At 69.7% G+C, this 24,847-nt stretch carries 24 protein-coding genes; 11 read left to right on the plus strand and 13 right to left on the minus strand.

Features of this window, described 5'->3' with window-relative positions:
- Positions 1-150 precede the first annotated feature (150 nt).
- From OG984_RS08455 to OG984_RS08465, 3 genes are read left to right on the plus strand one after another with little or no spacing between them, the layout of a single operon-like run.
- Positions 151-933 carry an SDR family NAD(P)-dependent oxidoreductase gene (locus tag OG984_RS08455; RefSeq protein ID WP_328531144.1) on the plus strand — a complete coding sequence of 261 codons (783 nt, stop codon included), beginning with the start codon at positions 151-153 and terminating at the stop codon, positions 931-933.
- Positions 934-935: 2 nt separating this feature from the next.
- The gene (locus OG984_RS08460; RefSeq protein WP_328531145.1) at positions 936-2,069 is read left to right on the plus strand and encodes a DUF5938 domain-containing protein; all 1,134 of its coding nucleotides are present in this window, start codon (positions 936-938) and stop codon (positions 2,067-2,069) included.
- Positions 2,070-2,079: 10 nt separating this feature from the next.
- Complete coding sequence (locus OG984_RS08465; protein ID WP_328531146.1) at positions 2,080-3,693, plus strand: AMP-binding protein; 1,614 nt, start codon at positions 2,080-2,082, stop codon at positions 3,691-3,693.
- Positions 3,694-3,712: 19 nt separating this feature from the next.
- Here the strand turns inward: OG984_RS08465 and OG984_RS08470 are convergent, their stop codons facing one another.
- The 5 genes from OG984_RS08470 to OG984_RS08490 all read right to left on the minus strand — a co-directional run bounded on the left by OG984_RS08470 (position 3,713) and on the right by OG984_RS08490 (position 7,420).
- Positions 3,713-3,964 (minus strand): hypothetical protein, encoded by a 252-nt coding sequence (locus OG984_RS08470; protein WP_328531147.1) that lies wholly within the window; start codon positions 3,962-3,964, stop codon positions 3,713-3,715.
- Positions 3,965-4,055: 91 nt separating this feature from the next.
- Positions 4,056-4,586, minus strand: a complete 531-nt coding sequence (locus OG984_RS08475; RefSeq protein ID WP_328531148.1) for a pyridoxamine 5'-phosphate oxidase family protein — start codon at positions 4,584-4,586, stop codon at positions 4,056-4,058.
- 49 nt (positions 4,587-4,635) lie between these two features.
- The gene (locus OG984_RS08480; protein ID WP_328531149.1) at positions 4,636-5,025 is read right to left on the minus strand and encodes an acyl-CoA thioesterase; all 390 of its coding nucleotides are present in this window, start codon (positions 5,023-5,025) and stop codon (positions 4,636-4,638) included.
- Positions 5,022-6,221 (minus strand): fumarylacetoacetase, encoded by a 1,200-nt coding sequence (fahA, locus tag OG984_RS08485; protein ID WP_328531150.1) that lies wholly within the window; start codon positions 6,219-6,221, stop codon positions 5,022-5,024. The genes OG984_RS08480 and fahA overlap by 4 nt, the downstream gene beginning before the upstream one ends.
- Positions 6,221-7,420: a homogentisate 1,2-dioxygenase gene (locus tag OG984_RS08490; protein WP_328531151.1), complete on the minus strand. Its 1,200-nt coding sequence runs from the start codon at positions 7,418-7,420 to the stop codon at positions 6,221-6,223. The genes fahA and OG984_RS08490 overlap by 1 nt, the downstream gene beginning before the upstream one ends.
- Positions 7,421-7,523: 103 nt before the next feature.
- On the opposite strand from OG984_RS08490, the gene OG984_RS08495 reads away from it, so the two are divergent.
- A complete protein-coding gene (locus OG984_RS08495; RefSeq protein ID WP_328531152.1) occupies positions 7,524-7,919 on the plus strand; it encodes a hypothetical protein in 396 nt (131 codons plus the stop codon).
- A gap of 21 nt (positions 7,920-7,940) precedes the next feature.
- On the opposite strand, the gene OG984_RS08500 is transcribed toward OG984_RS08495, so the two are convergent.
- Positions 7,941-8,294, minus strand: coding sequence for a type II toxin-antitoxin system PemK/MazF family toxin (locus OG984_RS08500; protein ID WP_328531153.1), 354 nt, complete (start codon positions 8,292-8,294; stop codon positions 7,941-7,943).
- Between the two features lie 39 nt (positions 8,295-8,333).
- On the opposite strand from OG984_RS08500, the gene OG984_RS08505 reads away from it, so the two are divergent.
- The gene (locus OG984_RS08505; protein ID WP_328531154.1) at positions 8,334-8,903 is read left to right on the plus strand and encodes a Uma2 family endonuclease; all 570 of its coding nucleotides are present in this window, start codon (positions 8,334-8,336) and stop codon (positions 8,901-8,903) included.
- On the opposite strand, the gene betT is transcribed toward OG984_RS08505, so the two are convergent.
- From betT to OG984_RS08520, 3 genes are all read right to left on the minus strand, one after another.
- The gene (gene betT, locus OG984_RS08510) at positions 8,884-11,022 is read right to left on the minus strand and encodes a choline BCCT transporter BetT (protein WP_328531155.1); all 2,139 of its coding nucleotides are present in this window, start codon (positions 11,020-11,022) and stop codon (positions 8,884-8,886) included. The two genes, OG984_RS08505 and betT, sit on opposite strands and share 20 nt — an antisense overlap.
- Positions 11,023-11,093: 71 nt before the next feature.
- On the minus strand, positions 11,094-12,830 hold the full coding sequence (gene betA, locus OG984_RS08515) for a choline dehydrogenase (protein ID WP_328532339.1): 1,737 nt from the start codon (positions 12,828-12,830) through the stop codon (positions 11,094-11,096).
- A gap of 5 nt (positions 12,831-12,835) precedes the next feature.
- On the minus strand, positions 12,836-14,338 hold the full coding sequence (locus OG984_RS08520; RefSeq protein ID WP_328531156.1) for an aldehyde dehydrogenase family protein: 1,503 nt from the start codon (positions 14,336-14,338) through the stop codon (positions 12,836-12,838).
- 167 nt (positions 14,339-14,505) lie between these two features.
- On the opposite strand from OG984_RS08520, the gene OG984_RS08525 reads away from it, so the two are divergent.
- The 5 genes from OG984_RS08525 (at position 14,506) to OG984_RS08545 (ending at position 19,861) form a co-directional block, all read left to right on the plus strand.
- A complete protein-coding gene (locus tag OG984_RS08525) occupies positions 14,506-15,078 on the plus strand; it encodes a TetR/AcrR family transcriptional regulator (RefSeq protein ID WP_328531157.1) in 573 nt (190 codons plus the stop codon).
- Positions 15,079-15,201: 123 nt separating this feature from the next.
- Positions 15,202-17,244 (plus strand): family 20 glycosylhydrolase, encoded by a 2,043-nt coding sequence (locus OG984_RS08530; protein ID WP_328531158.1) that lies wholly within the window; start codon positions 15,202-15,204, stop codon positions 17,242-17,244.
- A gap of 97 nt (positions 17,245-17,341) precedes the next feature.
- Positions 17,342-18,541, plus strand: coding sequence for an NAD(P)/FAD-dependent oxidoreductase (locus OG984_RS08535; RefSeq protein ID WP_328531159.1), 1,200 nt, complete (start codon positions 17,342-17,344; stop codon positions 18,539-18,541).
- On the plus strand, positions 18,538-18,909 hold the full coding sequence (locus OG984_RS08540) for a DoxX family protein (RefSeq protein ID WP_328531160.1): 372 nt from the start codon (positions 18,538-18,540) through the stop codon (positions 18,907-18,909). Before OG984_RS08535 ends, OG984_RS08540 begins: the two co-directional genes overlap by 4 nt.
- A 97-nt stretch (positions 18,910-19,006) precedes the next feature.
- Positions 19,007-19,861, plus strand: a complete 855-nt coding sequence (locus OG984_RS08545; protein ID WP_328531161.1) for a phosphatidylinositol-specific phospholipase C/glycerophosphodiester phosphodiesterase family protein — start codon at positions 19,007-19,009, stop codon at positions 19,859-19,861.
- A gap of 1 nt (position 19,862) precedes the next feature.
- Here OG984_RS08545 and OG984_RS08550 read toward each other — a convergent pair whose 3' ends face one another.
- Complete coding sequence (locus OG984_RS08550) at positions 19,863-20,702, minus strand: RCC1 domain-containing protein (RefSeq protein ID WP_328531162.1); 840 nt, start codon at positions 20,700-20,702, stop codon at positions 19,863-19,865.
- Between the two features lie 91 nt (positions 20,703-20,793).
- On the opposite strand from OG984_RS08550, the gene OG984_RS08555 reads away from it, so the two are divergent.
- Positions 20,794-21,741, plus strand: a complete 948-nt coding sequence (locus tag OG984_RS08555; protein ID WP_328531163.1) for an RNA polymerase sigma-70 factor — start codon at positions 20,794-20,796, stop codon at positions 21,739-21,741.
- Between the two features lie 44 nt (positions 21,742-21,785).
- Here OG984_RS08555 and OG984_RS08560 read toward each other — a convergent pair whose 3' ends face one another.
- The 3 genes from OG984_RS08560 to OG984_RS08570 form a co-directional block, all read right to left on the minus strand.
- A complete protein-coding gene (locus OG984_RS08560) occupies positions 21,786-23,126 on the minus strand; it encodes an MFS transporter (RefSeq protein ID WP_328531164.1) in 1,341 nt (446 codons plus the stop codon).
- A 73-nt stretch (positions 23,127-23,199) separates the two neighbouring features.
- Positions 23,200-24,060: a shikimate dehydrogenase gene (locus OG984_RS08565; RefSeq protein ID WP_328531165.1), complete on the minus strand. Its 861-nt coding sequence runs from the start codon at positions 24,058-24,060 to the stop codon at positions 23,200-23,202.
- A gap of 133 nt (positions 24,061-24,193) precedes the next feature.
- Positions 24,194-24,817 carry a TetR/AcrR family transcriptional regulator gene (locus OG984_RS08570; RefSeq protein WP_328531166.1) on the minus strand — a complete coding sequence of 208 codons (624 nt, stop codon included), beginning with the start codon at positions 24,815-24,817 and terminating at the stop codon, positions 24,194-24,196.
- Positions 24,818-24,847 lie beyond the last annotated feature (30 nt).

Genomic DNA, 24,847 nt, shown 5'->3' on the forward strand with positions numbered 1-24,847 from the left:
GGGCCGCAACGATACCCCCTCTCGCACGCCTTCCGGTGCCATCCGGACCATTTTCTGGTCAATCGTCAAGAGAAATCTTGACACTCGTCAAGATTCGCGATTGTCTGTGAGCCCGATCACAGCGACATCACAGCGACGAAGGAGTCACAGATGACCGATCTGAGTGGACGCACAGCACTCGTCACCGGCGGTGCCCAAGGCCTGGGCGAGGGAATGGCCCGAGCTCTCGCAGCGGCCGGTGCCAAGGTGGCCGTCGCTGACGTGAAGGACGACCAGGGCGCGAAGGTGGCCGAGTCGATCGACGGCACCTTCGTGCACCTCGACGTCACCGACGACGCCTCCTGGGAGGCGGGCGCGGCCGCGGCCGTCGACGGCCTCGGTGGGCTCGACATCCTGGTCAACAACGCCGGGGTGGAGATCACCAGCCTCGTCACCGAGCTCGACCCCGCCGACATCAAGAAGATGCTCGAGGTCAACGTGCTCGGCACCGCCCTCGGCCTCAAGCACGGGCTGCGGACGATGCGGCCCGGCGGCGTCGCCGGCAACGGCGGCGTGATCGTCAACGTCGCCTCGGTCGCGGCGACCATCGCCTTCCCCGGCATCTCGGTCTACTCGGCCACCAAGAGCGCCGTCGACCGGCTGACCCGCGTGGCGGCGATGGAGAGCGGCAAGCTCGGCTACGGCGTACGCGTCAACTGCATCTACCCCGGACTGGTTCCGACCGAGATGGGTGCCGGGCTGGCCAACGACGTCGCCCAGCTCGGTCTCTTCGAGTCTCCGGAGGCAGCCGTCGGCGGCGTCGTCGAGCTGACCCCGTCGGGACGCCTCGGCACGGTCGAGGACATGGCCGACGCGGTCGTCTTCCTCGCCTCGGACCAGGCGAAGTTCATCAACGGAGTCGGCCTTCCGGTCGACGGTGGAATGGGGATGTGACCATGAGTGACAACAAGCCCGTCGTCGTCTACGGCGCCTCCGGCTACACCGGCCGGCTGGTCTGTGAATACCTGCGCGAGCTCGGGGTGCCGTTCGTGGCCGCCGGCCGCTCCAAGGACAAGCTGGTCGACTCGATGACCTCCCATGTCCCAGGCATCGAGACCGCCGACTACGAGATCGCCGAGGTCGAGCACACCGTCGAGGCGCTCACCGAGCTGCTCACCGGCGCGCGCGTCGTCCTCAACACCGTCGGCCCGTTCTCCCAGTACGGGCCGGAGGTCGTCGAGGCCGCCCTGGCCGCCGGGGTCCACTACACCGACACCACCGGCGAGCAGGACTGGCTGATCACCTGCGACGAGAAGTACGGCGCCGACTACGCGGAGAAGGGGCTGCTGCTCGCGCCGGGGATCGCGCAGATGTACACCACCGGCGAGATCGCCGCCGAGATCTGCCTCGAGCAGCCCGGCCTCGACACCCTCGACATCGCGGTCTTCTGGGGCGGCTCCCCCACCATCGCCTCGACCCGCACGATCCTGGTCAACGCGGCCACCTCGAAGGCGCACTACCTGGAGCAGAACGCGTACGTCGAGTTCGACCCGACCGCAGGGCTGGTCCCGCTCGTGGTGCCAGGTCAGCACGAGCTCGCGCTCTCGCTGCCGTGGGGAGGCACCTCGCACCCGGTCTGGTACCGGCGCGACCCGAAGGTGGCCAGCTGCAAGGCGCAGGGCGGAGTCTTCAACGCCGCCCTGATGAACGGGGTGCCGCAGATCGTCGCGGGCGCGCTGGAGGCGACCAAGGACATGGACCCCGAGCAGCGCGACGAGGCGCTGACCGCCACCGCGGCCCAGGTGATGAACCAGATGCCGCCGCGCGAGAACCCGCGGCTCAACAAGTCGCTCGACTCGGTGCACGCCTCCGGTCCGCTCGGCCGCGCGCACTGCGTCATCCACGGCAACCAGAACTACAAGCAGACCGGGCTGCTGCAGGCGTACGTCGCCTACTCGCTGCTGCAGCAGCCGCCCCGCCGGGTGGGCTTCGCCTCGGGCTGCCAGGCGTTCGGCCACCGCGAGCTCCTCGGCCAGCTGCAGGCCTTCGGGCTGGTCTCGGAGCCGGTCGTCACCCGGCAGCGCGGCTGAGGGGGCGCCGATGCGGCTCGTCGACTACCTGGACAAGGGCGCCTCGCTCGGAGGCGACGCGCCCTGTCTCGTCTGCGGCGAGGACACCTGGACGTACGCCGAGGTCGTCGATCTCTCGGTACGTGTCGCCGCGGGCCTCCAGGCCCGCGGCGTCGCGCCGGGGGCGAAGGTCGCCATCCTCTCGGCCAACGACCCGGTCGCCTTCGCCTCCGTCTTCGGGATCAGCCGCGCAGGCGGCGTCTGGTGCCCGATCAACCCGCGCAGCGAGGCGGCGGAGAACCGGGAGCTCCTCGACCTGTTCGGCTGCTCGGCGCTGATCTTCCAGTCGGCCTTCGCCGGCCTGGTCGACCAGATCCGTGGCGACCTCCCGGACCTGACCACCCTGGTCTGCCTCGACGCGACCCACGACTGGGCGATCGGCTGGGACGACTTCCTCGGCTCCCCCGACGGGTTCGAGCCCGTCGAGGTCGAGGACAACCTGGCCATGGTCGTCGGCACCGGCGGGACCACGGGGCGACCCAAGGGCGTCATGCTCACCGGCACCAACCTGGAGATCATGTCGGCGATCACGCTGATGGCCTACCCGTGGCCGGGGGCGCCGACGCGCCCGACCTATCTCGCGCTCGCACCGCTCACCCACGCCGCCGGGGTGCTGTGCTTCCCGGTGCTGTGCCTGGGCGGGACGATCGTGGTGATGCGTACGCCGGACGTGGGCGCGTTCCTCGAGCACATCGAGCGTCACCACGTCACCCACACGTTCCTGCCACCGACGCTGATCTACCTGGTGCTGGACCATCCGGCGCTGTCGTCGACCGACCTGAGGTCGCTGCGCTGCTTCTGGTACGGAGCGGCGCCGATGTCGGCGACCCGTCTGGAGGAGGCGCTGACCCGGATCGGTCCGGTGATGGCGCAGCTGTTCGGCCAGACCGAGGCGCCGATGATGATCGCGACCATGTCGCCCGCCGACCACTTCCACGCCGACGGGACGGTCGCCACCGAGCGCCTCTCCTCGGCCGGTCGTCCGGCGCCGCTGGTGACCGTGTCGATCATGGGCGAGCGCGGCACGCTGCTCGGCTCCGGGGAGCGGGGCGAGATCGTCGTACGCAGCTCCCTGGTCATGCGCGGCTACCTCGACAACCCCGAGGCCACCGCCGAGGCGAGCGCGCACGGCTGGCACCACACCGGCGACATCGGCTTCCTCGACGAGGACGGCTTCCTGCACATCGTCGACCGCGCCAAGGACATGGTGATCACCGGCGGCTTCAACGTCTACTCCACCGAGGTCGAGCAGGCGCTGATGACGCATCCCTCGATCGCCGACTGCGCGGTGGTCGGGCTGCCCGACGAGAAGTGGGGTGAGCGTGTCACCGCCGTCGTCCTCCCCCGGCCAGGCGCCGAGGTCGACGTCGCCGAACTGAAGGCGTACGTCAAGGAGCGCATCGGCGCGGTCAAGACCCCCAAGCAGATCGAGGTCTGGCCGGACCTGCCGCGCTCGAAGGTCGGCAAGGTGCTCAAGACCGAGATCAAGAAAAGCCTTGCCGGTGGTGCCGAGTCGGCGCATCTGCCCCCGTGCCTCGCGAAGCGAAGCGAGCGAGAGGGGGCGGATGCGCCGACTCGGCCGTAAAGCGTTGAGCCGTAATCGATCAGCGCCACACGACGAACAGCGAGTAGTCGTCGAACGGCGACTCGGAGCCGTCGCAGCGCCACTTCTCGATCTGCCCGGCGTACCACATCTGCTGGCCGGCGGCCGCACAGTCGTCCTGCCAGTAGAAGTCGCGGCCGGTGTACTCCCAGCCGTCCTCATCGGTGGCTGCCGAGGCCGAGCTCGCCAGGGCACCCCCGGCGATCAGGGCGGCGGCGAGCGGGGCGGCGGCGGCGATGCGGATGAGCTTCATGATGATCTCCTTGGTGGGTGTTCGGATCGGACACCCACCACGTTCCGCCTCGCCGCTGTCAGAAAAGTCCCCCATCACTCACCGTTTTCTGTCAATACCTTCCGTCTGCGTTCGTTTGCTCCGGAAACGCCGAGGGCTCCGCGGCGTACGCGACCATCCACGTCGGCTCGATGGTGGCGTACACGACGCCGGGCCCCTCCCAGGTCTGCGGGTCGGAGCCGTAGAACTCGGTGAAGTAGGCGTTGTGGGCCTCGAACTCAGCCCCCTCCGAGACCACGTGTGCCAGTCCGTGGGTGAAGACGCCGATGCGCTCACCGTCGACATGGGTCGCGCTGACTGCCGGACGGGCCAGCATGTGCTTGGCCTTGATGGCGGTGGGCGAGGTCCCGAACAGCCAACGACCGTGCAGGAAGTGGCCGTCGACACAGCTCGTCCGCGGCTCGCCGCGAGCGGTCACGGTGGCCAGCACCAGCACCTTCATGCCGGTCAGCTCGGTGACGAGCTGACGGGCGTTCAGGCGCTGGTCATCGTTGACGATGCCGGTCAGATGGCCGCTCGCGCGGCCGATCGAGGCGTCCAGGAGGCGTTGCAGGTCGGCGATCTCTTCGTCTGTCTCGTGCACACGAGGAGTCTCACACCGAGCACCCTGGGACCGCTTGACCGTTCTTGCGCTAGCCGATCGCGGCGACGATCTCCGGCGGGATGGCGGTGGTGCCCGATCCGTCGGTCGCGACGATCACGTAGACGACGGACACGGCGCAGGCGACCTCCTCGCCCCGGCGGAACTCGAACTCGAGCGTGAAGCTCTTGGTGCCGACCCGGGTGGTGCGCACCGGCACCTGGACCCGGTCGCCGAAGCCGATGCCGACCTTCCAGTCGAGGTCGGCGTGGGCGAGGTGGGCATCCACCCCCAGCTCCTGCCAGCGGGCGTAGGGCACCCCACGGGCGTCGATGAAATGGTTCATTGCCTCGTCGACGTAGCCGAGGTACCAGCTGTTGAACATCACCCCCTGCTGGTCGATCTCGAAGTAGCGGGGCGTGAACTCGTAGACCGTCGTCATGGGCGCTCCTTGGCTGGCAGGATCCGGCCGCTGACCTCGCCGAGGGCGATCCTGCTGCCGCTCGGCGCGGGCGCGGTGGCGGTGATGGTGACCTCGTCGCCATCCTCCAAGAAGGTACGCACCGACCCGTCATCCAGCGTGAACGGCTCGGCGCCCGACCAGCTGAGCTCGAGGAACGAGCCGCGCTGGCCCGGCTCCGGGCCGCTGATCGTGCCGCTGGCGAACAGGTCGCCGACGCGCAGCGAGGCGCCGTTGGCGGTCAGGTGCGCAAGCATCTGCGGGGCTGTCCAGTACATCGCGGCGTACGGCGGCTCGGCGACCAGCGTCCCGTTGAGCCGCACCTCGAGCGCGAGGTCGAGGCCCCAGGGGTCCAGCGTCGAGTCGTCCAGGTAGCCCGTCAGCGGAACGTCTCGCTCCGGAGGCCGGACACGTGCCGCCTCCAGCGCCGCGACCGGAAGGACCCAGGGTGAGATCGAGGTGGCGAACGACTTGCCGAGGAACGGACCCAGCGGCACGTACTCCCAGGCCTGGATGTCGCGCGCCGACCAGTCGTTGAGGAGCGTGATCCCGAAGATGTGGTCGGCTGCCTTGCGGAGCGGGACCGGGGTCCCCTGCTCCGAGCCGACGCCGACCACGAACCCGAGCTCGGCCTCGATGTCGAGCCGGATCGAGGGGCCGTCGACGAGCCCGTCGGGGGTCTTGCGCAGCCCGGTCGGCCGGACCACGTCGGTGCCGGAGACGACCACCGTGCCGGAGCGGCCGTGGTAGCCGATCGGCAGGTGCTTCCAGTTGGGCGTCAGCGGCTCGGAGTCGGGGCGGAAGATCTTCCCGACGTTGGAGGCATGGTGCTCGGAGGCGTAGAAGTCGACGTAGTCGGCCACCGTGAACGGCAGCAGCAGCTCGGCGTCCTCGATCGGCACCAGGTGCGGGCGCACCTCGGCCTCGCTCCCGGGGTCGCCGAGTAGCCGGGTCACCTCCGCGCGCACCTGCGCCCAGGCCTCCGGGCCTGCCGCGAGCAGGCTGTCGAGCCCGCCCTTGCACAGCGCGGCAAGGTGCTCGGCCGCTGCCGAGACGTCGAGCACGAGGTCACCGATCCGCACCCCGAGTCGCGGGGCGGGATCCGCTGCGGTGCGGAAGGTGGCGTACGGAAGCGCCTCGAGGCCGAACTGACCGTCACCGATGTCCAGCCACGACATCACCGGCGGCCCCCTGCCCAGGTCCAGGCGTACTTGCCGTCGTCGACCGCGGCGCCGGCCTCACCGACCTCGAGCGGCCGGAAGGTGTCGACCATGACCGCGAGCTCGTCGAAGAACTCCGCGCCCAGGCTGCGCTCCGTCGCGCCCGGCTGGGGACCGTGGGCGTGGCCGCCCGGGTGGAGGGTGATCGAGCCGACGCCGATCCCGGATCCCTTGCGGGCCTCGTAGTCGCCACCGACGTAGAACATGACCTCATCGGAGTCGACGTTGGAGTGGTAGTAGGGCACCGGCACCGCGAGCTCGTGGTAGTCCACCTTGCGCGGCACGAAGTTGCAGATCACGAAGTTGTTGCCCTCGAAGACCTGGTGGGCGGGCGGTGGCTGGTGCACCTTGCCGGTGATCGGCATGTAGTCGGCGATGTTGAAGACGTAGGGGTAGAGGCAGCCGTCCCAGCCGACGACGTCGAACGGGTGGTGCGGGGTGACGTGGACCGAGCCGGCGATGCCACCGGCTCCCGGGCCGCGGTGCTTGATGTAGACCTCGACCTCCTCCCCGGCGATCACCCGCGGGTCGGTCGGGAGCCGGAGGTCGCGCTCGCAGTAGGGAGCGTGCTCGAGGAACTGGCCGAACCGGGAGAGGTAGCGCTTGGGCGGGGCGATGTGGGAGTTGGCCTCGATCGCGTAGACCCGCAGCGGGGCGTCGCCGACCGGCACCCAGCGGTGCGTGGTGGCGCGCGGGATCACCACGTAGTCGCCCTCCCCCACCATCAGGTCGCCGAAGACGGTCTCGACGACAGCGGTCCCGGACTCGACGTAGACACACTCGTCGCCGATCGCGTTGCGGTAGAGCGGTGAGGTCTCCCCCGCGACCGCGTAGTGCAGGCGCACGTCGCCGTTGCCGAGCACCAGCCTTCGACCGGTGACCGGATCTGCGCTCTTCCAGTCCTCGCCGGGAAAGAGGTCGTGCAGACCGAGGTGCATCGGGCGCAGCGGGTGGTTGGGGGTGGTGCCGTGGTCGGGCAGCTCCCAGATGCGTACGTCCGTCACCGCCGAGGGGATGTGGCGGTGGTAGAGCAGGGAGGAGTCCGAGGAGAACCCTTCCTCGCCCATGAGCTCCTCGTAGTAGAGATTCCCTTCTCCGTCGCGGTGCTGGGTGTGCCGCTTGGGCGGGATGTGCCCGCGCTGTTGGTAGTGCGCCATACCCTCGGATCGTACGTGACCTGGACCACACCACCGGGGCCGAACGTCCTGACTTCGTCCGGGTACCTCCCGGGGCATACCTCTGCTCCCCTAGGCTCCTTGGATGCCCTCCGAGACCCCCGAGACCCTCTTCGTGGCGCACGCGACGGGTCGTCTCCTGCACGTCCGGGCCTGCCCCCAGCTCCTCAGCCTCGACGCCCCGGTCATGGCCACTCCGGCCCAGATCGAGACCCTCGGCACGTGTGCCTGGTGCGCCAAGGAGCTCTCCGAGGACGGCCGTAGATACTTCGACTCCGTCGAGCAGGCCGTACGCACCCTCGACCCCTCCGACGAGGCCGTCCGGGCCACCGAGGAGGCGCTCGGCGACGTCGACTACGAGCTCGTCTGGGTGCCGCCCAGCTACTCCTACATCGCTGTCGGGGACAAGGAGCACGCCGTTGCCTGGATCGGGCGGGGCTGTGTGATGCACGAGGACGGGCGGCTCATCGACTTCGGCTGAGCCCGTCTTCAGGTCCCGTCGTCACCCTGTGGTGTCGGCTGCTCCCTCGGGGTCCGCCAGCCGGAGGGCGGCGTCGATCTCGCCGAGCTTCGCGGAGGACAGGGCGCCCGCTCGCTCGATCAGGTCGTCCCGCGACAACCTGGTCAGCCACGTGCACGGGGTGACGCCGGGACGCGGGAGCGCGACCCGGAGCACGCCCTCGAAAGGCAGTCCTTCCGGTGCGCCCACTGCCACCTCGACGCCCAGACCGGTGATGTCGACACCCGCCGGGGCGACGACCTGCATCACCTGGATCCCGGACGGGTCGTCTCCTGACAGCAGCACGACCGGCCGTCGCTCGTCGAACTCCACCCACCAGATCTCGCCCCGTTGCACATGTCCTCCTGACTCACGACGGCAGGCTATCCTCGAACCATGACCGCGTTGCCCGACTGGATGCACCCTCCCCGTGAGGAGGGTTGGTACTCCGAAGACCTCGACATGCTCGTCGAGGCGCCGCGTCATACCGAACTCATCGATGGAGTCCTGGTCTTCAACATGTCACCGCAGCGACGCTGGCACAGTCGGCTCGTCACGGCCCTCACCAACGCGCTGACGGCGCAGGCGCCCAACGGGTTCGAGGTGGACCGGGAGCTGACGGTCGTGCTCGACCGGCGCAACCGGCCGGAGCCGGACGTGCTGGTGAGCACGACCCGGATCTCCGACCAGGCCTCGTTCTACGACGCCGACTCCGTGGTTCTCGTGGTCGAGGTGGTCTCCCCGGAGTCCGAGCATCGCGACCGGGCGGTGAAGCCGCAGAAGTACGCCGAGGCGGGGATCTCCCACTACTGGCGCATCGAGAACGAGGACGGCGCGCCCGCGATCCATGTCTACGAGCGCGACGACCTCACCCATGCCTACGTGGCGACCGGGATCTTCCGCGACCGCCTCGACGTCGCGGTTCCGTTCCCGGTCAAGATCGACCTCATCGATCTGCTCCGCTGACCTCCTCCGCGGTCACGTCGGCCGGCAGCTGCTCCTGCTGGACGAGATGGAGGTAGGAGAGGTGACGCTCGTACTGGTCGAGGACGTCACCCATCAGCTGGTCGCGTGAGTAGCCGTTGACGTCGTAGCCCTGGGTGCCCTCGGCGAGGTGGACCTCGGTGCGGAAGTAGAACTCGCCGGAGACGCGGCCGACGGCGAACGTCGGTGCGGGGCAGGGCTGCGGGGTGAGCTTGTAGACGAACGCCGGGGCGTCCTCGAGCTCGGTGTGGAGCTGGACACCGTGGACGCCGCGTACGGCCTTGGTCTCCGACACCTCCGAGGTGAGCCCGTGGGAGCAGAGCTCGGCGGCGACCTCCTCCAGGACCGGCGTCGCGACGCTCTCGATGAACCGCTCCGTGTCCCGCGCGGTCGGGTAGGTGACCGAGCGGCGCAGCCGCTGCGACAGCGAGGGACGTACGCCGCCGTCGGCCGCCCCGGCCAGGCGGGCCGATGAGATGGCGGCCGGCAGGGAGTACCGTGCGCTGTCGGTCTTGAACGACTCCAGCCGTAGCGATCGATGGAGCCCGACGGCGACCAGGGCGAGCACGATCGAGAACGGCAGCCCCATGATGATCGTGGCGTTGGTCAGCGTCGTCAGCCACGCGTCACCGCCCGCGAACATCAGGGCGAGAGTCAGCGCGCCGATCGCGAACGACCAGAAGATCCGGACCGGGATCGAGCAGTCGGCCATCGGGTGCGGCAGGCGCGAGGTGAAGTTGCCCATCACCAGCGCACCGGAGTCGGCAGAGGTGACGTAGTAGAGGAACCCGGTCAGGGTGGCGAGCGCGACCAGCGCGATCGCGCCCGGGTAGTTGTCGAGGAAGGCGTAGAAGCCCTGGGCGTAGTTGCCGTTGGTGAGCTCGCCGAACTCGGCGTCGCCACCGCGGATCCGGCCCAGCGCGCTGTTGCCGAAGATAGTGACCCACAGCAGGATGAAGCCGAACGGGATCATCATCACGCCGACCAGGAACTGTCGGATCGTCCGACCGCGCGAGATCCGCGCCAGGAACAGGCCGACGAACGGCGACCAGGCGACCCACCAGGCCCAGAAGAAGAGGGTCCACAGGTTCTTCCAGACGCCGACGTCGGGGTTCTCGGCGGTGGCGTACGGCATCGTGTCGAAGCTCATCCCCGGCAGGTGCACCAGGTAGTCGCCGAGGTTCATCACCAGCGAGTTGAGCAGGAACGCGGTGTTGTCGGAGAAGAGCACGTAGAGCATCAGCGCCAGCGAGAGCAGCACGTTGAGCTCGGAGAGCCGGCGGATGCCCTTGTCGACCCCGGAGACCGCCGAGACCGTGCCGAGCAGGACGGCGACCACGACCAGGCCGACCTGAGCGGCGCGGCCCTCGGGGATGCCGAAGAGGACGTTGAGACCCGCGTTGAGCAGCGCGATCGAGATGCCGAGCGAGGTGGCGATGCCGAAGATGGTGCCGAGGACTGCGGCCAGGTCGATGCCGTCACCGAGCCGGCCGTGGACCCGCTTGCCGAAGATCGGATAGAGCGCCGACCGGATCGAGAGCGGCAGTCCGTGGCGGAAGGAGAAGTAGCCCAGCGCCATGCCCATCACGGCGTACATCGCCCAGCCGGACAGGCCGTAGTGGAACAGCGTCCAGGTCACGGCCTGCTCGGCAGCCGCCACGTTGCCGCCCTCTCCCGTGGGCGGGGTGAGGTACTGCGAGACCGGCTCGGCCACGGAGTAGAACATCAGGTCGGCGCCGATGCCGGCCGCGAAGAGCATCGCGGTCCAGGTGAACATCGAGTACTCCGGCCTGGACTCCTCCGGACCGAGCCGGACCCGCCCGTGGCGGGACAGGCAGATGAACAGCACGAACGCGATCAGTGCCGCGGCCAGCGCGAAGTACCACCAGCCGAAATAGTCCGAGATCCAGGTGACGACGTGCCCGATCGCGGTGCCCGCGGTATCAGGCGCGAGCAACGCGAAGAGCGTGAACGCGACGACCACCCCGGCGGAGCCGAAGAAGACGGTCTTGTTCAGCTCCGGCTTCGTCGTGGGGATCTCGTCTGGGGCCGCAGCGGGTTCGCCTAAGGGCGTACGCGGCGGATCGATTGTCTCCGGCATGAGCTGTCTCCTCCGGTTCGGGTGCCCGGGAGGCTAGTCCGCCCGGCGCCGACTTGGGTCACGATCGGGTTTCAGATCTGGTTGCGCGGGTCTCCCGCCGGCCACAGCGGCGAGTCGTCGCGGTGGCGGTAGTAGGGAGCGTCCGAGGGTGCCAGCGGGGTGTTGCCCGCGATCAGGTCGGCGGCCTTCTCCGCGACCATCATCACCGGGGCGTAGATGTTGCCGTTGGTGACGTACGGGAAGACGCTGGCGTCCACGACCCGCAGGCCTTCGGTGCCGTGCACCTTCATCGAGGTCGGGTCGGTCACCGACATCTCGCCGGTGCCCATCGCCGCGGTGCAGGACGGGTGCAGCGCCGTCTCGGCGTCCTTGCGGACCCAGTCGAGGATCTCCTCGTCGGTCTCCACCGACGGCCCCGGGGACATCTCTCCGGCGTTGAACGGCGCGAAGGCGGGCTGGTTGAGGATGTTGCGCGCCACCCGCACGGCCTCGACCCACTCGCGGCGGTCGTTGGGCGTGGAGAGGTAGTTGAACAGCATCGAGGGGTGCTCGAACGGGTCGTCGGACTTGATCCGGACATGGCCGCGGGTGTCGGCGTACATCGGGCCGATGTGCACCTGGTAGCCGTGCTGGCCCTTCTCCTGGCCGGGCGCCATCGAGCCGTCGTAGCGGATCGCGATCGGCAGGAAGTGGAACATCAGGTTGGGCCAGTCCACGTCCTCGTTGGACCGCGCGAACCCGCCGCCCTCGAAGTGGTTGGTCGCCCCCAGGCCCTTCTTCTGGAAGAGCCACTGCCAGGCGATCTTGGGCCGCTGGTGCCAGACCAGACCCGGTGCGATCGAGACCGGCTGCTTGGAGGCGTACTGGATGTAGACCTCGAGGTGGTCCTGCAGGTTCTCCCCCACCCCGGGAAGGTTGTGCACGACGTCGATGCCGTGGGAGCGCAGCAGCGACTCCTCCCCCACACCGGAGAGCTGGAGCAGCTGGGGCGTGTTGATCGCGCCACCGCAGCAGATGATCTCCTTGGCCCGGACCGAGTGCGCCTTGCGGGCGCGGCCGACGCCGCGTACGTAGTCCACGCCGGTCGCCCGCGGGACGTCGCCGGCGGTGTCGAAGCGGATCTTCGTGGCGTGCGCGAAGGTCTCGACGGTGAGGTTGGGACGGTTCATCACCGGGTGCAGATAGGCCCGGGCGGCCGACCAGCGGCGGCCGTTCTTCACGTTGCGGTCGAAGGGGGCGAAGCCCTCCTGGCGGTAGCCGTTGACGTCGTCGGTGAGCGGGTAGCCGGCCTCCTGGGCGGCCTCGAAGAACGCAGAGAAGAGCGGGTTGGAGGCGGGTCCGCGCTCGAGGTGGAGCGGCCCTGAGCCGCCGCGCCACTGGTCGGCGCCGGAGGTGCCGTCCTCGAGGAAACGGCTCTCCATCCGCTTGAAGTACGGGAGCACGTGGCGGTAGTCCCAGCTCTCCATCCCCGGGTCCGCCGCCCAGCGCTCGTAGTCCATCGGGTTGCCGCGCTGGAAGATCATCCCGTTGATCGAGCTCGAGCCGCCGAGCACCTTGCCGCGGGCGTGGTAGACCTTGCGGCCGCCCAGGTGGGGCTCGGGATCGGACTCGTAGCCCCAGTCGTAGAGCTTGGAGCCGATCGGGAACGGCAGCGCCGCCGGCATGTGGATGAACGGGTCGATCTTGAAGTCGCTGTGACCGGCCTCCAGCACCAGCACCTTGGTCGAGGGGTCGGCACTGAGCCGGTTGGCGAGCGCCGATCCGGCCGATCCGCCGCCGATGATGACGAAGTCGTACGTCTGGGTCATCTTCTTCACTTCTCCTCTGCGGTGCCCGCGCTCGGGGCGGACGGGGCGAACCAGTGCTGCGGGCTGGGGTCGATGTTGTGCCAGATGTGCTTGGTCTCGCGGTACTCCTCCAGCCCGGCCTGGCCGAGCTCGCGCCCGATGCCGGACTGCTTGTAGCCGCCCCACTCGGCCTGGGCCACGTAGGGGTGGTAGTCGTTGATCCAGACCGTGCCCATACGCAGCCGGGCGGCGACCCGCTCCGCGCGGCCGGCGTCGCTGGTCCAGACCGCGCCGGCGAGGCCGTAGATGGAGTCGTTGGCGATCCGGACGGCGTCGTCCTCGTCGGTGAAGGTCTCGACGGTGAGGACCGGGCCGAACGACTCGTCCTGGGTGACCGACATGTCGGTGGTGCAGTCGTCGAGGATGGTCGGCAGGTAGTAGAAGCCGTCGGCGAGCGCGGGGTCGTCGGGACGCTTGCCCCCGGTGCGGAGGGTGGCGCCCTCGGCCAGGCCCTTGGCGACGTACGCCTCGACCTTGTCGCGGTGGGCGCTGCTGGTCAGCGGGCCGGTCTCGGCATGCTCGTCGAAGGGGCCGCCGAGGCGGATCTGCTCGGCGCGCGCGACCAGCTCGTCGACGAAGCGGTCCTTGATCGACTCCTCGATGATCAGCCGCGCCCCGGCCGAGCAGACCTGCCCGGAGTGCAGGAAGACCGCGGTCAGCGCGAAGTCGAGGGCCGTCTCGAGGTCGGAGTCGGCGAAGACGATGTTGGGGTTCTTGCCGCCGAGCTCGAGCGCGACCTTCTTCACCGTCGCGGCGGCGTTGGTCATCAGCCGCTTCCCGGTGGCGAGGCCACCGGTGAAGGAGACCAGGTCGATGCGGGGGTCTTCGGACAGCGGTGCGCCCGCGGTCGGCCCCTCACCGAGGACCAGGTTGCCGACACCCGCCGGGAGCCCCGCCTCCTCGAGCACCTTCATCAGGTGGATCGCACTGTGCGGCGTGATCTCGCTCGGCTTGAGCACGAAGGTGTTGCCCGCGGCCAGGCACGGCGCGACCTTCCACGCCACCTGGAGCAGCGGGTAGTTCCACGGCGTGATCAGGCCGCAGACACCCACCGGCTCGTGCACGATCCGGCTCTTCACGCTCGCGTTCCCGGTGTCGATCACGCGGCCGGCGTCCTCGGTGGCGACGTGTCCGAAGTGGCGGAACACAGAGACCACGTCGGCGACGTCGTACTCGCTCTCGACCAGCCGCTTCCCGGTGTCGAGCGACTCCGCCCGGGCGATGATCGCGGTGTCCCGCTCGAGCAGGTCGGCGACCCTCAGCAGCAGGTCGCCCCGCTCCCGCGCGGGCGTCGCCGGCCACACGCCACTGTCGAAGGCGTTCCGTGCCGCGGCGATCGCGGCCCGGGTGTCCTCGGCTCCAGCCTCCGCAACGGTTCCGACGACCGCGCCGTCTGCGGGACAGCGGATCTCCCGCTGGTCGCCCGACTGCGCGGGCAACCAGCGCCCGTCGATGTAGATCTGGCTCATGCAACCTCCGGCGTCGGGTTGCCCGGAAGGCAACCACGGGTGAATTGCAGATGATCCTGCGCGGACGCGAAGGGCCAGGTCAAGGGCTTGGCGGACAAAATTGTTGCAGGTGGTACAAATTTGTTGCAGGTGATACAAATGGCGCCTCCGGTTGTTACAGTCGCCGCATGACGACCGCTGGCACCGCGCCCGCCAAAGATCCGCAGCGCCGCGCCGCCTGGGCCGAGCTGGCGACCGACTACGTCCACGCGAACGGCCTGATCGGCCTGAGCCTGCGGCCGCTGGCGGCCGAGCTGGGCACCAGCAACCGGGTCCTGCTCTACCACTTCGGCACCAAGGACCAGCTGGTCGCCGACGTCCTCCGCACCTCCAACGAGCGGTCGGTCGCCGCGGTCGCCGCGCTCGAGCCCTCCGAGGACCTGCGTTCCGCCGTCCACGACCTCTGGTCGGTGATGGAGGGCGACCGGTGCAGCTGGATCTATGTGGAGGCGGCCGCGCTCGGCCTCTTCGGCAGGGAGCCGTACGTCTCGGCGGTCCGCGATGCCAACGCCCTGTGGATCGCCTGCCTCATCGCGCATCTGACCAAGTCCGGGGTGGATCCCGCCGTCGCCGAACGGGCAGCCAACGTCATCGACGCCGCCTTCATGGGCTTCCAGCTCAGCCAGGCTCCCGACGGCAGCCTCCCGGAGCGTGCCCGGTCCGTCGACGATCTGGCGGACGCCGTCGCGGCTCTGGCCTGACGATCGCTGGTTTCCGCAACGCTGCGGCGCCGACGCCGTTACTCTCGATGGTTGACCGAGTTCGCCGTCGATGGAGGCATGCGCATGATTCGTTCGGGCCCTATCCAAATTCTGACAGCGGCGTTGGCAGTCGGCGTCGCCACCGTGCTCATCGCCGCGTCGACCACGTCATCCGCCACTGCTCAACCCCGGGCGGAACGCCTGGGCGAGGCCGAGACTCCGGTGCCAGGCCTGGTGCCGAAGCCGCTCCAGGTGAGCGCGAAGGGTGGGCCCGACTTCGTCCTGACCGGGCAGTCCCGCATCGTCGCCCGCGGCACGGACGCCGGCGAGGTGGGCGACCTCTTGGCCGCCGAGCTGCGCCCGGCGACCGGCTTCGGCCTCCCGGTGGTCACCGGCAGGCCGACCTCTCGCGATGTGGTCCTGACGGTCGACCCCGAGGCAGGGTTCGACGAGGTCGAGGGCAACCCGGAGGCGTACAGGATCTCCTCGACGGCCAAGGGGGTCAGGGTCACCGGAGCAAGTCGCCACGGGCTGTTCAACGGCACCCAGACGCTTCGGCAGCTGCTGCCGGCGTTCGCCGCGTCTCCCTCGCGCGTCAGCACGACCTGGACCGTGCCGGCGGTCTCGATCGTGGACGCCCCGCGATTCAGCTATCGCGGACTCATGCTCGATGTCGCCCGCTCGTTCCTTGAGGTCGACGAGGTCCAGCAGGTCATCGACGCCGCGGCGGCGGCCAAGATCTCGGTGCTGCACCTGCACCTGGCCGACGACCAGGGGTGGCGGATCGACATCACCAACTCCGGCCGGGCGCCCGGTGACGACATCGACTACACGGCGCTGACCCGGGTCTCGGGCGCGACCGCGGTGCTCGGCAACCCGTATCAGAGCGCCGACGGTCACACCGGGTTCTACACCCAGGACGACTACCGCTCGCTGGTGCGGTATGCCGCCGAGCGCGAGATCGAGATCATCCCCGAGATCGACATCCCCGGCCACACGAATGCCGCCCTGGCCGCGATCCCGCAGCTCAACACCGCCGGGTCGAGCCACCCGGCGACCGAGGACGAGCCGGTGGCGCCGCACAACGGGACCATCGACGTCGGCTACTCCTACCTCGATCCGACCTCCGAGGTGACCTACACCTTCATCGAGCACGTCTTCTCGCAGCTCGCTGCGCTCACGCCGTCGGAGTTCCTCCACGTCGGCGGGGACGAGTCGCATGCGATGACGCAGCGCTATGGCCACGAAGGCTACGTGGCGTTCGTCGAGCGGGCGCTCGCGATCGTCCACGGACTCGGGAAGAAGACCATCGGCTGGAACGAGTACGCCGAGTCCGGGCTCTCCGCGGGTGATGGTGTTCAGTACTGGGCCGGCACGACCGAGCACGCGAAACGCGCCGTCATCGAGGACGGCGCCAAGCTGCTCGTCTCGCCGGGCAACATGTCCTACCTCGACATGAAGTACCACCCGAAGACGCCGATCGGGCTCTCCTGGGCGTGCTCGGGCGACTGCGACGTCGCGCACTACTACGACTGGAGCCCGCAGGAGGTCATCGCGGGCGTCGGGGACGAGCACATCCTCGGCACCGAGGCGCCGCTGTGGTCCGAGACGATCCGGGGCGTGGATCAGGCCGAGTTCATGATCTTCCCGCGCATCCTCGCGCACGGGGAGGCCGGCTGGACCGCCGAGTCGCTGCGCTCGCCGTCTGACTTCGCGGCGCGGCTCGCCTCGGTCGGTCCGCGACTGGCCGCCGCCGGCACCAACTTCTACGACGGGCCGCAGATCGCCTGGTCGACGGCGCTGGCGGGGACCGATGCTGCGCTGTCGGTCGGATCGGGCGGATCGGGCGGATCGGTGTCGGTCGGACTGCTCGCCGCCCCCGGGACCAAGACGGACGGGACCGCGGTCACCGTCGACGAGGTCGACGACGCGGACAGCACCGGTGGCTCGTCGCTGACCGCACCCCTCACCGCGACGGTCGACTTCGGCGACGGGTCGGCTCCGGTCCCCGCACGGTTCACCACGTCCGAACCCCGGGACTCGCTCCACGCTGCCGGGGTCTATGCGGTGACGGCTGCTCATGCGTACGACTCCCCGGGGACGTATCGCGGCACGATCACGGCCTCCGACGGCTCGAGGGCGAGGTTCACCATCAAGGTCTCCTGACCGGTGGAGGTGGTGAAGCCGAGAGTGACCTGTGGCTCACTCCCGGCTTCACCACCTCCCGATGTCACAGACCTCGCTGGAGGGGTGTCTTGAGGGTATGAGCAACCAAGGAACCTCCAGCAGGAGCCGGATCGTGGTCGTCGGCGGCGGATATGCCGGCGTGATGGCCGCCAACCGGCTCACCAAGCGCGACGACATCGACATCACCCTGGTCAACCCGCGCGACCAGTTCGTCGAGCGGATCCGGCTGCACCAGCTGGCCGCCGGCGGGACCTCGGAGGCCGTGGTCGCCTACGCCGACGTGCTCAGCCCGCGCGTTCAGCTGGTGGTCGACACCGTGGTCTCCATCGACGCGGGCCCGCGGACCGTCGCACTCGGGAGCGGGCAGGAGATGACGTACGACTACCTGGTCTACGCCGTCGGCAGCGCCGGCACGACCCAGGTCGCCGGCGCCGCGGAGCACGCGTTCGGGGTCTCGACCTTCGAGGAGGCGACCCGGCTGAAGGCGGCGCTGGACGCGACGCCGACCGATGCCCCGGTGATCGTCGTCGGCGGCGGACCGACCGGTATCGAAGTCTCTTCCGAGCTCGCCGAGTCGGGCCGGAACGTGGCTCTGATCTGCGGGGACAGGCTCGGTCCGTGGCTGCACGAGAAGGGCCGGGCGGTGGCCGAGCGCGACCTGCGACGCCTAGGAGTCGGCATCGTCGAGGGAGCCCGGGTGGCCGAGGTCATGGACGGCCGCGTACGCCTCGACAACGGCCGCGAGCTGCCCAGCGCGGTGACGATCTGGACCGCCGGTTTCGCCGCACCGGACCTGGCTCGCGCGAGCGGGCTGTCCACCGACGAGCTCGGCCGGCTGGTCACCGACGAGACCCTGACCAGCGTCGACGACGACCGGATCATCGCGACCGGCGACGCCGCGGCACCGTCGGGGATGGCGTACCGGATGAGCTGCCAGGCGGCCAACCAGCTCGGGCCGTTGGCCGGCGAGACAGTGCTCACACGACTGGCCGGCGGGACCCCTGAGGCCACTAGCATCGGCTTCGTGGGTCAGTGCATCAGTATCGGCCGCGAGCGCGGCCTGGTGAACCTCGCTCGTCGCGACGACTCCGCGGTGGCCGGACGGGTCCGGGGCGTACCGGCGGCGAAGATCAAGGAGCTGGTCTGCCGCAGCACGGTCTGGGCGCTGTCGATGGAGGCACGTCGCCCGGGATCTGCGTTCGGCTTCAAGGATCGTTCGCGCGCCGGACGGGTTCAGGCGGCCGCCGTCACGCCGTTGACGGAGCGGAGCCGGTGAGCTTGGCCGTCACCATCGTCGCCTGGCTCCTGGCCGCGTTCGTCATCGTCGTCGGGGTGGCCCACCTGGTGACCCCCGCCAAGGTGGAACCGCTGGTCCCGGAGTGGTGGCCGGCGAAGCGGGCGACGGTGTACACCTCGGGGGTCGCCGAGGTGGTGATCGGGATCGGTCTGCTGGTCCCGGCCACCCGCACCTGGGCGGCCGGCGTGGCGATGCTGATGTTCCTCGCCTACACGCTCGTCCACCTCGACGACCTCCGCCACACCTCCCGCGCGACCCGAGCCAGCGACACCACCGGCGGCGTCATCACTCGGGGCGTGGTCAACCTGGCGTACGCCGGGTTGGCCCTCTTCGTCTGCCTCGGCTAGCCCTTCGGGAGGAGTTCAGGCTGGGGTCGTACGGCGGTCGCCACGGGATCACGCGGTGCGGACAGGTTGAGGTCCACCCTCACCGAAGGAGATCCCGATGCGTACCTTCGTCCGCTCCCTGACCGCTGTGCTCGCGGCGGCGGCGTTCCTCTCCCCCGCCGCCGCGGCGGGCACGACCGACTCCACGCGTACGACCGCCGAGCTCGGTACGCCGCACCCGCAGGCGCACGCGCACAACGACTACGAGCACGAGCGCCCGCTGCTCGACGCGCTCGAGCACGGCTTCACCAGCGTCGAGGCCGACGTGTGGCTGGTCGACGGCGAGCTCCTGGTGGCGCACGACGCGGTCGATCTCGACCCGGCGCGGACCCTGGAGGGTCTCTACCTCGCCCCGCTCAAGGAGCTCGTCAAGGGCAAGGGGCGCGACGTCCACCCCGGCTACGACGGCACCTTCCAGCTCCTGATCGACATCAAGAACACCGGCGAGGCGACGTACGCGGCGATCGAGAAGGAGCTCGCCGCCTACGAGGAGCTCTTCACCCGCTACCAGAACGGCGTCGTCAAGGATGGTCCCGTCGAGGCCGTGATCAGCGGCGACCGGCCGCTGGAGACGATGCGGAGCGCGACCCGACGGCTCAGCTTCTACGACGGTCGGATGGGCGATCTCCGCTCCGGGATGCCGGCGTCGCTGATGCCGCTGGTCAGCGACAACTGGACCAAGGTGTTCACCTGGCAGGGCGTCGGCCCGATGCCGGAGGCCGAGCGCCGCAAGCTGCACGAGATCGTCGACCATGCCCACGCGCAGGGCTACCGGGTGCGCTTCTGGGCGACCCCGGACGTCGACGGTCCGGCTCGGGAGGCGGTCTGGACCGAGCTGCTCGCGGCCGGCGTCGACCACATCAACACCGACGACCTCGCCGCCCTCGACGCCTTCCTGACCGAGAACCGGTAGCTCACCGCCGGATCGGCGGCCATCCGGCGACGTCGCACTGACCGTGCTCGTTGCTCCCGGTGGCGACGACCGACCCGTCTGCCCGAAGTCCGAGCGTGTGCCTGGAACCGGCGGCCACCGCGACGATCTCGCGCCAGCCGGCGACATCGCACTGGCCGGCGTCGTTGCCCCCGACGGCCAGGGCTCGGCCGTCGGCGGTGACGGCGACGGTGTGGTAGCTCCCGGCGGCCACTGCCACGGCGTCTCTCCAGGCCTCGACGTCACAGGCGCCGCCGGTGCGGTCTCCCACCGCGAGGACGCGGCCCGCGCCGGTCAGACCGACCGTGTGAAGGTAGCCGGCGGTGATGGCGGTGAGGTCGGTCCATCCGCCGACGGAGCACTGCCCGCGGCGGCCGTTCCCCACGGCGATCGCGCTCCCGTCCGCGCGGAGGCCCACCGAGTGCCAGTCGCCGCACGCCAGCGCGACGATCTCGCGCCACGAGCCCACCTCGCCGGCGCCTTCGGCGAGCCTTCCCGCGGCGAGCACCGTCCCGTCGGCACGCAGACCCAGCGTGCGACGCCAACCTGCCGCGACCGCGGTCACCTCACTCCAAGAGCTCACCTCGCACTGGCCCTCGTTGTTCCAGCCCGTCGCCACCACGGTGCCGTCGGACCGGAGCCCGACGCTGTGGGAGCGTCCGGTGTTGGAGGCCGTGTGCACGTTCCCTGCCGCCACGCCGATGACATCGGCCCACGTCGTTGTTCGGCACTCCCCCGACGCTCCCGCACCGGCGGCGACGACAGTGCCGTCCATGGAGATCCCGAGCGAGTGGCGCGGCCCGGCCGCGATCAGATGACCCACGAGAGCAGTCTGGAACCCATGCCGGCCGATGTCACAGTCCCGGGCGCTGCCTCGTCCCAGGGTGGAAGATGTGACCCGAGGGAGGACGACCGTGACACCTGAGACCGAGATCGAGTTCGAGGAGCTGCGCCCGCTGCTGTTCTCGATCGCCTACCGCATCCTCGGCAGCGTGAGCGAGGCCGAGGACGCGGTGCAGGAGACCTGGCTGCGCCTGGAGTCGACCTCGACCCAGCCCGACTCACTCAAGGCCTACCTCTCGACCGTCGTCACCCGCATCTCCCTCGACGTGCTCCGCTCCGCGCGCGTGCGGAGGGAGACGTACGTCGGGCCGTGGTTCCCCGAGCCGCTGCCGACCGACTCCCGCGCCGGCGAGCGCGAGGACCTCTACGCCAGCCCCGAGCGCGCGACCGAGCTGGCCGACTCGGTGTCGATGGCCGCACTCCTGCTGCTCGAGCGGCTCAGCCCGCTCGAGCGAGCGGTCTTCGTGCTGCGCGAGGTCTTCCACTTCGGCTTCGCCGACATCGCGGCCGCGGTCGACCGCTCCGAGGCGGCCTGCCGCCAGCTCGCCTCGCGTGCCCGCCGGCACATGGACGACGGCAAGCCGCGCTTCGAGGCCGACCGGCGCAAGCGGGTCGAGCTGGCCTCTCGGTTCTTCGACGCGCTGCGGGACGGCGACCTCGACCAGCTCCAGGCGCTGCTGGCCGCCGATGTCGAGACCGTCAACGACGGCGGTGGGATCGCCGGTGGCGTCGGCGGGCGGTTCGGCGCGGAGAAGGCGGCGCGCATCCTGGTCGCCGCCGTGCCCCCGCTCCTCGCCATCGGTGCCCGCTTGGAGCAGCGCGAGCTCAACGGCGAGCCCGGCGCCATCCTGCGCGACGCCGACGGCGCCATCCTCGGCACCTGGACCCTCGACATCCTCGACGGCCAGATCCAGCGGATCCGCTCCGTCACCAACCCCGAGAAGCTGGGCCACCTCGGCCCGGTCGCGGATCTCAAGGACGTCGTACGCCGCCGCAACCGCCACCGCCGCGAGCGGTGACGCCGCTGGTCGAGCCGCGAGCGGCTCGACCAGCGGCGTCGGAGTCAGGCGACAGCGCCCTGCGGGGTCGGCGACGTCCGCAGCCCGAGGTCGGCGGTGCGTACGTCCTTGGTCTCACGGGCGGTGAGCGCCGCGATCGACGCGACGAGGCAGACGACCGCGGTGTAGCCGGCGGTGACGACCCAGCCGCCCTCCTTCACGCCGCCGAGAGCGGTGACGATCGACGGCGTGAAACCGGCCAGCATGAAGCCGATCTGGGTGCCGATCGCGACGCCGGAGAAGCGCACCGGGGTGGAGAACATCTCCCCGTAGAAGGAGGGCCAGGTGGCGTTGGCGGCCGCGTAGCCGAACGAGAAGGTGACGATGGCGAGCGCGAAGACGAGCAGCTCGCTGCCCTGGCTCATCGAGAGCAGGTAGAACGGCATCATGACCGCGCTGGCCACGGCCCCGTAGATGAAGACGGGCTTGCGCCCGATCCGGTCGGCGAGCCGCCCGAACATCGGCTGGGTGAACAGCGCGACCAGGTTGGCCGCGACGACCAACCACAGCGTGATCGAGTCGACCATGCCGACCGCGACGCCGTAGGCGATGGCCAGGTTGCCGAAGACCGTGGAGACGGCTGCGATGAAGGCGCAGCAGATGACCCGGAGCACGTCGGCCCAGTGGTCGCGCAGCAGCACCGCGAGGGGCAGCTTGGCGACCTCGTTGTTGGCCTTGGCCTCCTCGAACTCCGGGGTCTCGTTGAGGCGGCTGCGGATGAAGAACGCCACCACGACCACGATGGCGGAGAGCCAGAACGGGATGCGCCAGCCGATGCCGTACTTGATCTCGTCCGGCAGTGCGACCACCGGGATGAAGACGAGCGCGGCCAGGATCTGGCCGCCCTGGGTCCCGGTCAGCGTCCAGGAGGTGTAGAAGGAGCGCTTGTCGTCGGGGGCGTGCTCGAGGGTGAGCGAGCTGGCGCCGGCCTGCTCGCCAGCGGCCGAGAGCCCCTGGAGCAGGCGGCAGAACACCAGCAGTGCGGGCGCGATCCAGCCGGCCTGGTCGTACGACGGCAGGCAGCCGATCAGGAACGTGCCGCCACCCATCAGCAGGAGGGTGAACAGCAGCACCTTGCGGCGGCCGATCCGGTCACCGAAGTGGCCGACGAAGACCGCACCGACGGGCCGGGCCACGTACGCGAAGGCGAAGGTCGCGAACGACATGACCAGTGCGGCGTCACCGGCGCTGGGGAAGAAGACGTGCGGAAAGATCAGCGCTGCGGCAGAGCCGAAGACGAAGAAGTCGTAGTACTCGACGGCACTGCCCATGAAGCTGGCAAGCGCGGCCCGGACCGGGGTCTTGCCTTCCTGGTTCTCGGTGCTGTCGATGTCAGGTCCCGCCATCGGGTCCTCCTCGGGGTCTCTCCCGCGGTCCTGACCGCGGGGCTGTGGGGGGGGTGGATGAGGTGTTCAGGGGTCAGCCGGCCGCGGCCAGCTCGCGCAGGTGGGCGAGCATCCGCTCGGCATCGGGGTCGATGCCGGTGATCAGCCGGAAGGCGTCGACGGCCTGGTAGACCGCCATCTTGCCTCCGTGGAGCGTCGGGCAGCCGACCTCACGCGCGGCCTGCAGCAGCGCGGTGTCCAGAGGCCGGTAGACGATGTCCGCCACCCACAGGTCAGGGCGGAGGAGGCTGGTGTCCAGGGGCGTGCCGGGGTGGTCGGCCATGCCCATCGGGGTGCAGTTGACCAGTCCGTCGGCGTCGGGCACGAGCGCGGCCAGCTTGTCGACGTGGCTCGCCTCGACGGCGCTGTCCGGGTGGTGGCGCCGGATCTCCTCGACCCGCGCCTGGGCACGGTCGAGGTCCATGTCGGCGATGACCAGCCGGTCGACGCCCTGGCTGACGAGCGCGTGCGCGACGGCCGAGCCCGCCCCGCCCGCACCGAGCTGCACCACGGTGCCGAGCGGCGCATCCGGCATCCCGGTGCGCAGCGCGTGGCCGAACCCGGTCGTGTCGGTGTTGTAGCCGACCGCGCCCTCGTCGGTGAAGACCACGGTGTTGACCGCGCCGAGCCGTGCCGCGGTCTCGTCGAGCCGGTCGAGGTGCTCGATCACGAGCTCCTTGCATGGGTGGGTGATGTTGAGCGCGTCGAAGCCGAGGCGCCGGGCCTCCCTCATCAGGTCGCCCACGCCTTCGGCCGGGACGCCCAGCTCGGTGATGTCGAGCGTCTTGTAGACGTACGACAACCCGTGCTCGAACCCTTCGCGCATGTGCAGCGCCGGACTCAGCGAGGGGCCGACTCCCGCGCCGATCAGGCCGACGAGAAACGAAGACTTCATCTGGGCGATCCTTAATGTACGAACTAGTACGTTACGAGAGTGAAGGGCATCACATCACACCTCGACTCGTCAACCCCCACACAGCAAAGAGCCCGTCCCTGCAGCGCGGGAACGGGCTCTTCTGGGTTGGCGATCAGTGGGCGGTGAGCCAGCCGACGACGATGTCGCCGAGGATGCGGCGGTGGCGCTCGCGTACGTCAGGGGCGAGCATGTCGCGCCCGAACAGGAAGCCGAACGTGGCACTGTTGGCGACCTGGAAGACGCAGTAGGCGCTGATCATCATGTGCACGTCGACGGCATCGACGTCGGCGCGCAGCTCGCCGGAGGCGCGACCGCGCGCGAGCACCTCGTCGAGGACGGTCGCAGCCGGAGCGCCGAGCTCGCGCAGCGACTCGACCTTCTCCAGATGCCGGCCACGGTGGATGTTCTCGACGGAGACGAGGCGGATGAAGTCGGGATGGTTGACGTGGTGGTCGAAGGTGAGCTCGGCGATCCGACGGATCGCGTCCACCGGCTCGAGATCACCGGCATGCAGGCTCTGCTCGAGCTCGCGGATCCGGCGATAGGCAGCCTCGAGCACCGCCAGGAACAGCCCCTCCTTGCCGCCGAAGTAGTAGTAGATCATCCGCTTCGTGGTGCGGGTGCGCTCGGCGATCTCGTCGACCCGGGCACCCGAATAGCCCTGCTCCGAGAAGACCTCGGTCGCGACCTCGAGCAGCTCGGACCGGGTGCGTTCGGCATCACGCGACTGAACCATGCCCCGAGCCTAGAGCACGACCCGCTTCCC

This window comes from Nocardioides sp. NBC_00368, assembly GCF_036090055.1.
GTDB lineage: Bacteria > Actinomycetota > Actinomycetes > Propionibacteriales > Nocardioidaceae > Nocardioides.